General features: G+C 60.4%; 11 protein-coding genes and 1 pseudogene. 8 read left to right on the top strand and 4 right to left on the bottom strand.

What is annotated here, in order from left to right:
• The first annotated feature begins 9 nt into the window (after positions 1-9).
• Together J5286_RS21730 and J5286_RS21725 are read left to right on the top strand one after the other, a co-directional pair.
• A complete protein-coding gene (locus tag J5286_RS21730) occupies positions 10-507 on the top strand; it encodes a PaaI family thioesterase (protein ID WP_142843261.1) in 498 nt (165 codons plus the stop codon).
• Complete coding sequence (locus J5286_RS21725; RefSeq protein WP_209192022.1) at positions 504-1,508, top strand: NADP-dependent oxidoreductase; 1,005 nt, start codon at positions 504-506, stop codon at positions 1,506-1,508. Before J5286_RS21730 ends, J5286_RS21725 begins: the two co-directional genes overlap by 4 nt.
• Positions 1,509-2,069: 561 nt before the next feature.
• On the opposite strand, the gene J5286_RS21720 is transcribed toward J5286_RS21725, so the two are convergent.
• Both J5286_RS21720 and J5286_RS21715 read right to left on the bottom strand, forming a co-directional pair.
• Complete coding sequence (locus J5286_RS21720) at positions 2,070-2,486, bottom strand: ArsR/SmtB family transcription factor (protein ID WP_237681471.1); 417 nt, start codon at positions 2,484-2,486, stop codon at positions 2,070-2,072.
• Complete coding sequence (locus J5286_RS21715) at positions 2,483-3,121, bottom strand: peroxiredoxin (RefSeq protein WP_142843259.1); 639 nt, start codon at positions 3,119-3,121, stop codon at positions 2,483-2,485. Before J5286_RS21715 ends, J5286_RS21720 begins: the two co-directional genes overlap by 4 nt.
• A gap of 127 nt (positions 3,122-3,248) precedes the next feature.
• On the opposite strand from J5286_RS21715, the gene J5286_RS21710 reads away from it, so the two are divergent.
• From J5286_RS21710 to J5286_RS21695, 4 genes are all read left to right on the top strand, one after another.
• Entirely contained in the window at positions 3,249-4,187 is a 939-nt protein-coding gene (locus J5286_RS21710) for an MBL fold metallo-hydrolase (protein ID WP_142843258.1), read from the top strand.
• Between the two features lie 4 nt (positions 4,188-4,191).
• Positions 4,192-4,623 (top strand): YeeE/YedE family protein, encoded by a 432-nt coding sequence (locus J5286_RS21705; protein ID WP_142843257.1) that lies wholly within the window; start codon positions 4,192-4,194, stop codon positions 4,621-4,623.
• Positions 4,623-5,057 carry a DUF6691 family protein gene (locus tag J5286_RS21700; protein ID WP_142843256.1) on the top strand — a complete coding sequence of 145 codons (435 nt, stop codon included), beginning with the start codon at positions 4,623-4,625 and terminating at the stop codon, positions 5,055-5,057. The genes J5286_RS21705 and J5286_RS21700 overlap by 1 nt, the downstream gene beginning before the upstream one ends.
• 81 nt (positions 5,058-5,138) lie before the next feature.
• Positions 5,139-5,927 (top strand): sulfite exporter TauE/SafE family protein, encoded by a 789-nt coding sequence (locus J5286_RS21695; protein ID WP_142843255.1) that lies wholly within the window; start codon positions 5,139-5,141, stop codon positions 5,925-5,927.
• A 1,145-nt stretch (positions 5,928-7,072) separates the two neighbouring features.
• Here J5286_RS21695 and J5286_RS21690 read toward each other — a convergent pair.
• Positions 7,073-9,172, bottom strand: coding sequence for a putative bifunctional diguanylate cyclase/phosphodiesterase (locus J5286_RS21690; protein ID WP_142843254.1), 2,100 nt, complete (start codon positions 9,170-9,172; stop codon positions 7,073-7,075).
• 656 nt (positions 9,173-9,828) lie between these two features.
• Here J5286_RS21690 and J5286_RS21685 point away from each other — a divergent pair.
• Positions 9,829-10,182: pseudogene (locus tag J5286_RS21685) on the top strand (IS5 family transposase); the annotation flags it as partial.
• Positions 10,183-10,278: 96 nt separating this feature from the next.
• Here J5286_RS21685 and J5286_RS21680 read toward each other — a convergent pair.
• Complete coding sequence (locus tag J5286_RS21680) at positions 10,279-12,249, bottom strand: diguanylate cyclase (protein WP_142843253.1); 1,971 nt, start codon at positions 12,247-12,249, stop codon at positions 10,279-10,281.
• Between the two features lie 890 nt (positions 12,250-13,139).
• On the opposite strand from J5286_RS21680, the gene istA reads away from it, so the two are divergent.
• A complete protein-coding gene (istA, locus tag J5286_RS21675; protein WP_142843251.1) occupies positions 13,140-14,669 on the top strand; it encodes an IS21 family transposase in 1,530 nt (509 codons plus the stop codon).
• Positions 14,670-14,671: the final 2 nt, after the last annotated feature.

Here is a 14,671-nt window from a genome sequence, read left to right as displayed (position 1 = left end):
AGCATTACAATGAGTAAGACGAACGACAACAGCCCTGACGGGCTGGCCCAACTCCGAGCGATGCTTGCCGCCGACCATCGTGCACCCATCGGTGAGACCCTGAACTTACACTTGGTCGAGGTCGAGCGAGGAAGAGCCGTGTTCGAGGGTACGCCTGACCGCAGCGTCTATAATCCGCTGGGCGCGGTGCATGGCGGCTATGCCGCCACCCTGCTCGACAGCGCATGCGGTATCGCCACGTATTCGGCCTTGGGGCCGGGGCGCGGCCATACGACACTGGAGCTGAAGATATCCTACCTGCGCGGTCTCGGCACCGATAGCGGAACGGTGCGCGCGACCGGGCGAGTAGTCTCCTGCGGGCGGCGCGTCGCCTTTGCCGAGGCCGAACTGCACGACGGCGACGCGCGCCTATGCGCGACGGCGACCTCGACGCTTCTGGTCTTCGACGTCGAGCCGGGCGCTCGCGGGGCGCTCGAGGCGGTGCTTCCGACGGGAGGTGACCAATGAAGGCCTACGCCCTCGAACGCTACGGCGCGGCGCTGACACCCCACGACCTGCCCGAGCCGATCGCCGGTCCGGGGCAGGTGGTGGTCGAAATAGATGCAAGCAGCGTCAACCCGCTCGACGAGAAGCTCCGCACGGGCGCCTTCAAAGCGATCCTACACTATGACATGCCGCTGGTCCTTGGGCATGATCTTGCCGGCATCGTCGTAGCTGTCGGCGAGGGCGTGCGGCGTTGGCAGGTCGGCGACCGGGTGTTCGCCTGCGTCGGCGGCGACCGCATCGGCACCTTTGCCGAGCGGATCGCGGTCGCCGAAGCGGATCTCGCCCCCCTCCCAGCGAACCTGGATCCATCGGCAGCGGCAGCGCTGCCGCTAGTGTCGCTCACCGCCTGGCAAGTGCTGGTCGAACGCGCGAAGGTGCGAGCGGGACAGCGAGTGCTCATCCATGCCGGTTCGGGCGGCGTTGGCACGATGGCGATCCAACTCGCTAAGCATCTCGGGGCCTATGTTGCGACTACCGTCGGAACCGCCAACGTGGCGCTCGCCCGCGACCTCGGCGCGGACGAGGTAATTGACTACCGCCAGGAACCGTTCGAAGAGCGGCTGAGTGGTTACGACATGGTATTAGATACGCGCGGCGGCGATGTGACGACCAAGTCCCTCGGCGTGCTCAAACCAGGCGGCATGCTAGTCTCAATCGTCGGACCTCCCGATCCCGCCTTCGCTAGAACGATTGGTGCCAATTGGATGGTCCGCCAGGTGATCAGACTCGGGAGCTTTTCGATCCGCCGGAAGGCGCGAGCGCGCGGCATCGAATACGGCTTCCTGTTCATGCGCCCGGACGGCGGCCATCTGGCGGAAATCGGGAAGCTTGTTGAAGCCGGCGCCCTGCGGCCGATCATTGACCGCGAATTTGTGTTCGAGGACACCCCCGCCGCGCTGGAGCGATCGGCGTCTGGCCGGGCGCGAGGAAAGGTGGTGATCCGGCGAACGGTTGACGCGTGAGGCAAGGCACCGTCCTGGCTGAAAACACGTGAATGAATGTTCGTACCACGTGGGAATTCTTGGCCAAGGAATTGCTGCTCATAAAGAGATCGTTTGATCTGTCCCATCTGACGATCGCAAGGTGGATGGGACGATTGACCCTTGGTCCAGCATCCGTGCCGGTCGTGTCGACGATGCCGGGCTCACCGGCCAAAGGATGAGTTGCTCGTAGCAGATCAGCATCGCGGTCCCGATACCGCCGACCTCGACGGAGGGTTTTCAAACAAGTGGACGCGAGCGTTGTCACAGATCATGAACCTATCCCCGCTCATTGCTCAAGGCGCCTTGATCGATTGCGGGGCGAGGGACTCGTCCAGCATGTTGTGGCGATATTAAACCCCGAAAAGCTGGGTTTCACCGTCGTCGCGCATACAATGCCAACTGCCAGGAAAGCGCGAACCGAAAATCTGAAGCAGGAAATGAGGCGCCGTCTGAAAGGCACGCTACGGACAACTCCGGATAAGTGGCGTTGAAGCAGCAAATTAAGGTGGACGGACCTCCACGCCTAAATCCTCCACAGGACTACTCGGCGGGAAGAATACGGGCAAAATGCGCGGCATCTCCGCGCGTTTCTGGAACAGCCGTTTCAACTGACCTCTTCACCGGTTCGGCGGTATCGGTCGCCTCCCCGCCGCAAAACAGCTCGAACAACAAGTCCATTACAGCCCCGGCGCGGCCGTCCGCAATGGAATAGTAGATCTGGCGCGATGCCCGGCGCGTTTTGACGAGACCGGCCTGCCGAAGCTCCGCCAATTGCTGGGAGAGCGCTGGCTGCTTGATGCCAAGCGCCTCCTGAATGTCGCTGACCGAACTTTCTTCACGCGCGATCTGGCACAGCAACATGAGACGGTTGGCGTTGCTGAACTGGCGCATGAAATCCGCCGCTTCCGGCGCCTTGGCAATCATCGTCTCGAGCGAAACTCCCGCCTTCCCGCTCACACCCGCTTCTCCCGATAGTACCAGGTTTCGCCCGTACGCAGAGCGCCCTCGTCCTCGTTGGCAAGGGATATCTGTTCCAGGAGCGCATTGCCCGGCCGCCAGCCTTCCGGCGTCGAGGCCTCCTCACGCTCGGCCGTTTGAAGGGCCGCGACGAGGCGCAGGAGCTCATCGACCGAGCGTCCGACATTCATCGGATACCAGACGACCGCGCGCACGATGCCTTCCGGGTCAATAACATAGGTCGCCCTGACGGTCGCGCTGGTTTGCGCGGTGCCGTCGATCATGCCGTAGGCCTGCGCGATCACCATCGCGCTGTCCTCCACGAGCGGGAACGTGACCTTCACGCCGAAGCGCCACTCAATGTCGCGCAGCCAGGCGATGTGGGAATAGAGGCTGTCCACGGAAAGCCCGAGCAGCGCGCAGTCAAGCTTCTCGAATTCCGGGATCGCGCGGGCGAGCGCGATGAATTCGCTGGTGCAGACCGGCGTAAAATCCGCGGGGTGCGAGAAGAACACGAGCCAGCGCCCGCGGAAGGTCGACAGCGTGATGGGGCCTGCCGTAGAGCGCGCGGCAAAGTCGGGCGCGACCTCGTCGAGGCGCGGCGGACGGGTGGAGTGGGTGTCCGTTTCAGTCATAATCGCATTCCTGAGCGCAGGCCGGATATCCGTGATAACGGCTGTCGGTTTCGATTTCCACAAAATACACACTTGCATAATTACTGTAAATATATATTTATTGACCGTCCCCATGGAGAACCCAGCCATGCCAAGCACCGTTACAGATCTCCCGCTCGATCACGCCCGTGACATCGTCGCGGCGGGCCTTGCGAATCCGGCGAAACGTCCTGTCGTGAAATCCTTCTTCGACGAGCAGACCTTCACAATCAGCCATGTCGTGCGCGATCCGAAATCGAATGCCTGCGCCGTCATCGACAGCGTGCTCGACTACGATCCGGCCTCGGGCCGCACTGCGAGCGCGTCCGCCCAAGCGCTCATCGATTACATAAAATCTGAAAGTCTCAACGTGCACTGGCTGCTTGAGACCCACGCCCACGCGGATCACCTCTCCGCCGCGCCGCTGCTGCAGGCCGAACTCGGCGGCCAGCTTGCCATCGGGCGAGAAATCGTCCGCGTGCAGCAGGTCTTCGGGAAGATCTTCAACGCCGGCACCGAATTTCAGCGGGACGGCAGCCAGTTCGACCAGCTTTTCAACGACGGGGACCGCTTTTCGATCGGCACTCTCGACGCGACCGTGCTGCACGTGCCAGGCCATACCCCCGCCTGCCTCGCTTACGTCATCGGCAATGCCGTCTTCCCCGGCGATACGCTGTTCATGCCGGACTACGGCACCGCGCGCTGCGACTTCCCCGGCGGCGACGCACGCCAGCTTTACCGCTCGATTCGGCGCCTCATGAAGCTGCCGGACGACGCACGCATGTTCCTCTGCCATGACTACAAGGCGCCCGGCCGCGACAGTTACGCTTGGGAGACCACCATCGGCGCCCAACGAATCGGTAATGTCCATGTCCATGAAGGCGTGAGCGAGGGCGACTTCTACACGATGCGCACGGAGCGCGATGCGACGCTCGCCATGCCAAGGCTGATCCTGCCGTCCGTGCAGGTCAATATGCGCGGCGGCCAGCTTCCGCCCGCTGAAGACAATGGCGTGCAATATCTCAAGATCCCCCTCAACGTGCTGTGACCCAATGAACAACCTGACCATACTCTGGCCGCTTTCCGGCGGCCTTCTGATTGGCCTGTCGGCCGGCCTTTATCTGCTGACCACCGGCCGTATCGCCGGGATTTCGGGCCTTGCCGCATCGGCCGCTGGCCTCACCGGCGCCGGCGTCAGCACGTTGGGCCTCGGCTTCCTCAGTGGCATTCTGGCCGGCGCGGCGTTTGCATCGGCCTTCATCCGGCAACCCGAGATCGTCGTCACCGCGTCGGCTCCGCTGCTCCTTGCCGCCGGCCTTCTCGTCGGCTTCGGCACGCGCCTCGGCTCCGGCTGCACGAGCGGTCACGGCGTCTGTGGCCTTGCACGTCTGTCGAAGCGCTCGCTAGCCGCCACATCGGTGTTCATGGCCGTCGCGGCCCTCACCGTGTTCGCCGTCCGCCTTGTCTTGGGAGGCATCAACTGATGTTCGCCAGAACCCTTGCCGCGATCCTGAGCGGCCTCCTCTTCGGCGCGGGCCTCGTCGTTTCGGACATGATCAACCCGGCCCGCGTCCTCGCCTTCCTCGATGTCGCCGGCAATTGGGACCCCTCGCTTGCCTTCGTCATGGGCGGTGCGCTGATCCCCTCCTCGCTCGCCTACGTGATCCGAAGGCGCCAAAGAGCACCGATCTTCGACGACCAGTTCCACGTTCCCGAACATGGCCGTGTCGATGGAGCGCTAGTCGGCGGCGCGGCGCTGTTCGGCCTTGGGTGGGGGCTAGTCGGCCTTTGCCCCGGTCCCGCCATAGCCGCCCTGACGACGGGCCGCTGGGAGGCCGTCCTGTTCGTCGCCGCGATGCTCACCGGCATGGTCCTCTATCGCCTGACGTTCGGCCGCGCCGCGGCGGCGATCCGATAGTCCGCAACGAATGTCCTCGCCTTGTACGCTTTTCGACAACACTGGACCACGGCCGCTTGAACGTGCGGCAAAAGGTGCGCCATGCCTCTGGAATCCATTCAATACGGCCTCGGCGCGCTGTCCGGCGGGCTCGTCGGCTTCACCCTCGGCCTGTTCGGGGGCGGTGGCTCCATTCTCGCCGTTCCGCTGATGGTTTATGTGGTCGGCGTTCCCAACCCGCATCTCGCCATCGGCACCAGCGCCTTCGCGGTCGCCGCCAACGCCTTTGCCAACCTTCTCGGCCATGCCCGCTTCGGCAATGTCAAATGGCGCTGCGCGGGCGTCTACAGTCTCACCGGCATCGCTGGCGCCTTCATCGGCTCCTCCATCGGCAAGATGATCGACGGGCAGCACCTGCTTATCCTATTCGCCCTGCTAATGCTCGTCGTCGGCGCGCTCATGTTCAAGGGGCGCGGCGCGGAGGGCGATCCCGATGCGCAGTGCTCCAGCGAGAACGCCCCGAAAGTGATCGCTTTCGGCGGGCTAACCGGGGCCTTTTCCGGCTTCTTCGGCATTGGTGGAGGCTTTCTCATCGTGCCCGGCCTCATCGCTGCGACCGGCATGCCCATCCTCTTCGCCATCGGCTCCTCTCTCCTCGCGGTCACTGCCTTCGGCCTGACGACGGCACTCAACTATGCCTATTCCGGCCTGGTCGACTGGGTACTCGCCGCCGTCTTCATCGGTGGCGGCATAGTGGGCGGCTTGATCGGCGCCTTTGCCGCGCGCGGGCTTGCTGCCCGAAAGGGCGTGCTCAATACCTTCTTCGCTCTACTCATCTTCGTCGTTGCAGGATACATGCTCTTCAAAGGCTATGGACAATTAGTCACCTAACCGGCGCCAATTCTTTCTAGCCTGTGACCAAAAGAGCTTTGACCGGCGGTGATAGAGGGATGTATTCCATCACGACACGGATTTGGGATTGAGGCCGCGGGCGTAGTTAAGGGCGACAAGTCGATCAAGGTCTCGTCTTCAGCCGGCGCGCTGACCGTTCCCCGCCAAGGGCGAGTGCTCGTTCGGCCCGGCGGCGCATGCTTCGGTCCTGCTGAACGGCGCTTTCCAGCAGTCGCCGTTGCTCTGCGATGGTGTCGAAAATAAACTCCCGATAGAGCGGATCCCGCGCAATCTGAGCGCTGCACGCGCCAGGCGGACCCCGGTAGCGGACAATCCGTGGGCGAACCGGCATTGCCGCCGAGCAGCCGCTTACGCTGCTTCGTCAGAATTCCTCCCAGTCGCCAGCGGCAAGCGCCGCGTTGCCTTGGCTGGGGAAGGATTCGAGTAGTTCGTCCGCAGGTTGCGCGCCGGAGAGGATGCCGGCCGGATAGCCGCTCTTTCGACAAGGGGCGGCTGAGCGGAGGTACCATGTTCTGATGGGCAGTTTCCCACATCGCGAGCCAATTCGCATAGCCAATTTCCGATCGGTAAGAACTTTGTGCTATCCTTGGTCGAGTATGGCGTATAGCCGCTCCTGCGCCGTTTCGACTGAAATGCAGTTATGGTCAAAGAAGTCGGCTAGCAGAGTGATAAACCCTTCTGACATCTGCCCATGACATCGCCATGGACTGAGCACCGACGTCACTGTTTTGGGCAATCATTTTCATCAAAGCGAGGGCCACGTGCCCTCTCTGTTGGAGCCTATCAGCGGCTACGAATATATTGACCCAGCGATTTCCCGCCCGTGTCCACGCGTGTCGAACACATCGAGCGCTGTCACCTCGCTCTTGGAAATCCAAAAGTGAACGATGTCGACTGCCCTACGTTCCGGACGTGTGCACGATTTGACGGTAGTGCAAGCAGCAGTGACGTTACCGCCCGCAGAAAGATGCTAGGGCATTTCCAGCCGAAGCGAAGTCGCTTCGTCGTCGGATAATGCGGCAAAAACAGCTCACAACTAGAGCATTTCCGGTGAACCGGAGTTCACCGGAAATGCTCTAGATTCCTTACCAAATTTGTTCTCCTTCTATGGCCTCGGAGCGTCTTTAATGTGCGCTCCCGACGATGCTGAGTTCCGCCCAGACCGATTTCATAAGCTGTACCGTGCGAACCGCCGGGATATGGGAGGTTGCCATTGCGGCCGGTGCCGGCTTACCGAACAGGTAGCCCTGTCCCAGTTCGCAGCCGACCGTGAGCAGGAAACGCTGCTGCGCATCCGTTTCGATACCCTCAGCAACACATCGTTTCCCGAGATTGCGCGACAGGTCCACGATTGCACGAATGATCTGTGCTGAGCGCGGATCCGTTTCGATCCCCGAAACGAAGCTCCGGTCGATCTTCAATTCATCGAACGGAAAGTCCCGCAGGTGTACAAGAGAAGCAAATCCGGTACCAAAGTCGTCGAGGGAAACGGAGACCCCACGCCGACGAAAAGCCTCGACGGAACTAAGTATCTGTTGTGAGTTTCGGTTGAGAAATACATCCTCGGTGATCTCGACTGCAAAGTCGCTCCATTCAAGAGAATTCGCTCGAACGACTTCGGCGAAGATGTTGTACCCTTCCTCCGAGAGAAGAAGCAGCTCAGGCATATTGATGGCGATTGTACCTGGGGCCAGCCCGGCCCGTTTCCAGGCATTGAGGTCGCGACCGACCGCCGAAATCACGCCTCGCGTCATGCCTCTCATAAGCTCGGTCCCCTCCATCAACTTCAGAAAGCGCCCGGGGGGCAATAGTCCGAGGCTGGGATGTTGCCATCGCACCAACGCCTCGAATCCAATATGAGCTCCCGTAACAAGATCGACTTTGGGCTGGTAGTGCACGACAAACTCATCGCGATCAGCGGCAACGCCAAGAGCGCTCACAAGTTGCGTGCGCTCAAGGCGCTTGGCAAGCGCAGCCTCGTCAAAAATAACGGCCGCTCCACCCTCACGTTCAGCCGAATACAAGGCAACATCGACCGCTTGAAGGAGGGATTTTTCATCGTTCGCGTGCGTTGGCGCAATAGCACCTCCGACAGATGCCGAAGTCCGCAAAAGGCGCCCGTCGAAAGGTATATCAGCTGCGATAGCCTGCCGGACGCGCTCGGCAATCGTGGCCAGCAACGATGCATCTGTCACGCCGGAGAGGAGTATTGCAAACTCGTCCCCACCCAGACGCGCCGCGATGTCACCAGACCGAATAGTCTGGCGCAGCGCTTCGGCGACATGCCGTAAAACCGCGTCGCCGGCGGCATGACCAAGGCTGTCATTGATACTCTTGAAATGGTCGAGATCTACCAATAGCAGCGAGAAGCCCGATTGCTTGGCTTCAACGCCTGCGAATAGACGCGCCATGGCCGAGTTAAAGTAGGCGCGATTGCCGAGTCCAGTTAGATCGTCCATGCTCGCAATTCGGGACAGCTTGCATTGGTAGTTCACGGTTCGGCGATGTTCTGTGCGCCGCTTTTGCAAAAGGGGACGGAATACCAGAATGGCGGTGAGAAGAACGGTCGCTGCAATGAGTGAAAGAAGGCTCACTACTGCAAGCTTGGCGTTATGGGTGCTGAGCGAGCTTCTTTCACGAACCCGCCGGCTGAGGTCGCCAAGACCGCGCATCAGCATGCTGTCCGAGGAGGCGGCGAAGTCTATCGCTCCCCAGAACGTATAGCGATCCCGGCGCTCTTGAGAATCAGCCTTGGCGATCCTCTCGGCGCGCTCGAGAAATCCGTTTGCCGAAGCATTTAGATCCTGTCGTAGACGCTCGAATTCCTCATCCTGCGGCAGGATTTGTCCAAGATAATTTTCGTTGATCTCATCGTGCAGCGTGTCCAAGCGGGCGCCTACTGAACGTATCTCCCCGATCGCCTGCAAAATATCGTCACGCATTCCGTCGACAATGTATTCAGGCAACTGGACATCCACAGAAGCGCGCATCAGAGCTCGGGTCTGGTTGGCAAGCTGTTGAAATCTTATGAACTGATTGCTGGTTAGAAAGCTTATGTCCTCCTGCAAAGAGTGACGATCAAGCGCCACCAGCACCGTCATGCATGTGGCTCCGACCAGCAACACCGCGACTGCAACAGTATTGACGTACTGACGGCCGATCGACCGGATATACCGCCCCATGGACCGGTTTTGTTCGCTTACTGGCGTTGCCGATCCGACCATCTTATGCTCCGTCATCCGAAAGACAGATCGCCACGATTGCAGGCCGATCTCTCGCCCCATCGAACTTCAGCTCTTCGTGCGAGACCTCCCTATCTCGTGAGAAATCCCCCCCTTGGGACAGAGATGCCATGGCCAAACGGATCTCTTCGAGCTTAGCGAAGATCTCGACCATCTGGTCCCGTGCCTCCTGAAGTTGAGGGAATGAAGTCTGTTGGAACCTGACGCTGGGAAAAGATACGATATTTGGCATTTTTGATATACTTCCTGAATTACGAAGATAGATGGTTTTGTTATTTCTCGCACCAGCGCCGCTTACAGCTTCAGCGTTCGATCTCAATGTTGAGCATACTTCATGGAATCTGGCGCAGCCTCCAGCGGAGTTATTGCGGGCAAGAACTCGTATGGTCGTTGGGAGAGTAAGCTGGCAACGTGTCCTCGATGGCGTAGAAGGGAGACATCGACTGGGCATCTGCCTCAATCGTATCGAAATCCGACATCCTGCCAGCCCTGGCGTCACCCGCCTTTTCGATCAGACCCAAAATTGGGGTCAATCGTAAACTCGTATTTAATCAGCTAGTAGCTGGGTAGCAGATAAGCCGAAATGTTGCAGCTTTAGGATAGAGGGCGCAGCCACTGGATATCCGCACTGGATGCAGCTCGGCCTGCCGGTGCGCTTTCACCTGGACCCGGCCAGCAGTACGATCTGGCTTCTGCCTGCGACGTCGTCAGGGGGCTGTCGGCCAAGCATGTGCTCACCGACCGCGCCTATGGCGCCGATAGCCTGCATGACATTATCCTTGAACAGGGTAGCGAACCGGTCATTCCACCGCGCCGTCATCGAAAATATCAGCACTGCTACGACCGCATCGCCTATAAGGCCCGCTGGGGCGTCGAGAGCTTCTTTGCAAAGCTCAAGCAATGGCGCCGAATCGCAACGCGCTACGACAAAATCGCCGCCCAACTTCATGGGATTCATCAAGATCGCCGCCATCATGCTCTGGCTCAAATGATTAAATTGTCACCACAGCCTAGAATTTTCTAAAGCGGACCGCGATCTTTCCCGTGTGGTTGCCGCAAAAGCCGCCGCACACTTTTCGCGATATGCTTCAGGCGTCCAGCTGCTGCATCTGTGTGTCGGCAACGACGGCTTGATTTCGCCCTGCCTGCTTGGCGCGATAGAGCGCGCGATCGGCTTCGAGCAAAAGCGCTTCCGGAGAGATATTCTCATCCGGCGCCGCCAGCGCAATGCCGACGCTGAGCGTCACGTGCCCGAAAGGCGATCCCTCATGCGGCAGCTTGACGGCCGCCATTGCCGAACACAGAGCCTGTCCGATGGCAGGCGCGTTCCTGGCTGAGGCGATCCGCGCAATGATGGCGAATTCCTCTCCGCCATAGCGGGCAACGAGATCCTGCTGGCTGCGCGTATTGCGTTCCAGCACCCCGGCGATTTCCTTCAGGCAGGCGTCTCCCGCCGGATGGCCGTATCGGTCGTTGTAGCCTTTGAACCAATCGGCATCCACCATGGCAAGCATCAGCAGGTCCTGACCTTGCCCAAACGCTGCGAGTTCGCTTGCGAGAACGGCGTCGAAGCGGCGGCGGTTGGCGACGCCCGTCATCTCGTCCGTCTGGCTGATGGTCACGAGCTTCTGATTGAGCCGCTCCAGCTCTGACGTTCGATCCCGTATCTTTCCCTCAAGCGCTTCATGGGCTGCGTGAACGCGCGCGGCCATCGACGCAAAATCGCGGGCAAGCTCGCCGATCTCGTCGTCGGAGTGCGTGGGCAGGGCGTCGTTGGCAACGGTAACGCCGGAGCGGCCGACCAGCTGCGTGGCGTGGATCAATCGCACCAGCGGTTCGGCGACCTGCTTTTGCAGGATCGAACGGAGGATGAAGAGTTCGACGAACAGGGTAAGCAGCCCGAGCGCGATGACGATCCCGAGATTGGTGAGGACGGCGGGCCGCATGAGAGATTTCGGATAGTGGACGGCAAGCACCCAGGGCGTATCCGGAATCCGGCCGACCGCGGTAATTTCGCTGGCGCTGTCGACGAGCGACACCGAACCCGCTCCGATCGACCGGCTTGCCTTCAGCAATGGCTGGTAGTCGGCAATTTCAAGGGAGGAAATCGAGGCTTCGCCGGCGCTGGCGGTGATCGCATCGGCGTATTTGCCGTCGAAGATCAGGGTTCCCTGATCATCGGCCGCAAAGATCGTCGCGCGTGCGCCCGGCAGCGTCGGATTTGCAGTTCGTTTCATCAGATCGTCGAGCAGCACGTCGACGCAGGCCATGATGCGATGCTTGCCTGAAACGTCTGGCGCACCGGGCGTCGCGATCGTCGTCATCCATGCATTGTTGGAGGGATCCCAATAGATGCGCGTAAAGAACGTATCGTTTTGAGGCCCCCCGAAGCCGCGGGAGAAAAATTCGAAAGTCTCGAGCTTCAGTGCATCCGGGCCTTCATATTTGAAAACCTTGGCGATGTCGGCAGCCTGATAAATCGGGAAGCCTTTTTCCGGAACCACGCCGTAGAAATTGAAGAGGCGGCCCTTGGTGGCAGAACCGAATTGGTAAGAGAGCAGGTAAGACAGCGCAAACCGCGTTTTCACGTCCTCATCCGGCGTCACGTCGGGCGCGTAGGTCGCCGACATGTTGGGAAATCTGCGCCCGTCGGGCAAAGGCTCGCCTTCAAACAATCCGGGACGCTGGGTGTAGGATCCGTCCTCGTGGCGATAGAAAATATCATCGAAATTCCGTGCCAAGGATTGCCGGGCTTCCGGTATCGCGTAGATCCTGCTGAATTCGGCAAGGAAATTCTTTTGGAGGTCCTTCACTTCGCGGAAGGGCAGCGACTCGCGCTGCAGAGCCTGCTCGGTCGAAAAGGAGAGCTGCGAGCGCAACGAGCGCTCAAGCGCGGAATGATTGATGAAATAGGACACGCCGCCGGCACAGGCGCAGACCAGCGCGATACGCAGTGCCGCAAGCCGCAGCGCCCGCGACGCCAGCGTATGGCGTGTTTTCCGCTTCACCTTCGGCCTGAAGACGATCTTCAACAACGTGCTCATGCCGGTGCCGCTCATTTCAGTGCTCCGGCCTGCATGATCGACAACCCGATTGCGTCGACCGCTCGCATGCCAATAACCAGCAGGCTGCTCGAGATCATGCATTTACCTCAGTCGTTGGAAGCAAGCCCGCCCGGCTGCCCCTCGAGAGCAGCATCAAGACGTCGTGCATTTATGGGCATCGGGGAAAGCGCCACAATTCATTCGTGGAGCGACGAGTTCGGCAGCGGCGCCGAAGCTCAGCCAGCGCATCGAGACATTGCTCGAAGAACCGGAGCCATTAAGGCGTGGCGAGAAGTTAACAAAGGATGCTGACACCGAAACGCGGCCGAAGTTGCCTGCGCAATTTGGATAGAATCTTAAAAACTGGCTCAAAACCCAGAACAAACAGCTAGACATAGGTGAACGACGTTGAGAACGGAGGCAACAGGTTGCTTTTGTCAAACGACTGGCGCTCGTGGCTATTGCGGCATTATGGAGCAATTGCCGCAGTGGCACTTGCTTAGTTGCTTGTCGCGTTGAAGCCACCCTGCTGAAGGAAATTGCCGGTCACGACGAGATAGGGGTCTTCGTCCAAGCGAAGCTGCGCCTGCGTATCCTTGAAGGCATGCTTCCGATCCGCAGTGAAGATTTAACTATTAGAGCCAGATTGCGATAGCGGCGAGTTTGACGAAGCCCATGAAGTTGGCGACGAGCTTGTCGTATCTGGTTGCAATGCAAATTCCGAGGCAATCCGCCCCCTGATTCCGAAATGATCTCGCCCCCCGATTCCGAGAATTAGTCGCCCCCTCGTTCCGAGATGATGCCGCCCCCTTCGGACGGGGTGTGGCGTGGGTGTTCTGCCGGTGTGAAGTTCCTTCCGTCGATGGTGACGAGGAAGGAACGGTATGCCTGCGGAGAGACTAGAGATGCGGCGTGTCCGCGAGATACTGAGATATCGAGCCGAGCAAGGACTGGGCCACAAATCGATCGCGGTTCGGGTCGGGGCAGCACCGTCGACGGTGCGCGAGACCCTGCGGCGAGCGACGGCTGCGGGGCTTTCGTGGCCGTTGGATGACGACGTGAGCGATGCCGTCCTGGAGGCGGCGCTCTACAAGGCGGCCGGGACGAAGACGGGTCATCGCCGGGCCCCCGAGCCGAACTGGGCCGAGGTCCATCGCGAGCTCAAGCGCAAGCACGTGACACTACAAATCCTCTGGGACGAATATATCGGCCGCTATCCGGACGGGTATCGCTACAGCCGGTATTGTGACCTTTACCGCGGCTGGGCACTGAAGCTGCCAGTGACGATGCGGCAGGAGCATGCAAGCGGCGACAAGCTGTTCGTCGATTATGCGGGCGACACGGTTACAGTCGTCGTTGATCGGCTGTCGGGCAAGACGCGGCAGGCGCACCTGTTCGTCGCGGTTTTGGGAGCGTCCAGCCTGTCTTATGCGCAGGCGCGCTGGACAGAGACGCTTCCGGACTGGATCGAATGCCATGTTCAGGCGCTGGAGTTCTTCGGCGGTTCGCCGGCCCTTCTGGTCCCTGACAATGCCAAGGTGGCGATCATCAAGGCCTGCCACTTCGATCCTCAGGTCAACAGGACCTATTGTGCCATGGCGGCGCACTACGGGAGCGCGGTCCTTCCGACACGGCCGCGGCGGCCGCGCGACAAGGCGAAAGTGGAGGCCGCGGTTCGTATCGTCGAGCGCTGGCTGCTGGGCCGGCTGCGCCATCGCGTCTTTTACAGTCTCGCCGAGGTCAATGCCGCGATCATGGAATTGCTCCGTGACCTCAACGACATCAGGGTCTTGCGTCGGGTCAATTGCACGCGGCGTCAATTGTTTGAGGAACTCGATCGTCCGGCTCTGCGGCCATTGCCTGTCGAGCGCTATGTCTTCGCCGAATGGCGTATCCGGCGCGCTGGACTGGATTACCACGTCGAGATCGAACGGCATTATTACTCCGTTCCCTATCGCTTCGCCCGCGAGCAGGTCGAGGCGCGCATCACCGCCAATACGATCGAGATATTCCACAAGGGCGAGCGGATTGCCGCGCACCGCCGCTCGAGCGGCAACGGCAAGCACACGACCATCCCCGATCATATGCCCTCGGCGCATCGTCGGTTTGCCGACTGGACGATCGAACGCATTCGGCGCGAAGCCTCTGCCATGGGGCCGGATGTCGAGCTGTTGTGCGAGCGCATCCTTGCCGACCGGCCGCATCCCGAGCAGGGCTTTCGCGCCTGCCTCGGCATTATCCGCCTTAACAAGAGCTTCGGCCGCGACAGGGTCAATGCAGCCTGCGCCCGCGCGCTGGAGATCGGGGCCCGGACCTATGGCTCGGTGCGCTCCATCCTCGACAATCGCCTCGACCGAACAGCGGACACGAAAGGAGCCGCCTCGCACGAACCGATCCACCACGAGAACATCCGCGGACCTCGCTATTACCACTAAGG

It is taken from the genome of Rhizobium sp. 16-488-2b (assembly GCF_017741815.1).
In the GTDB taxonomy this organism is placed as follows: Bacteria; Pseudomonadota; Alphaproteobacteria; order Rhizobiales; family Rhizobiaceae; genus Rhizobium.
Note: the sequence above shows the minus strand (reverse complement) of the source record. Positions and strands in the feature narration are given on the sequence as shown.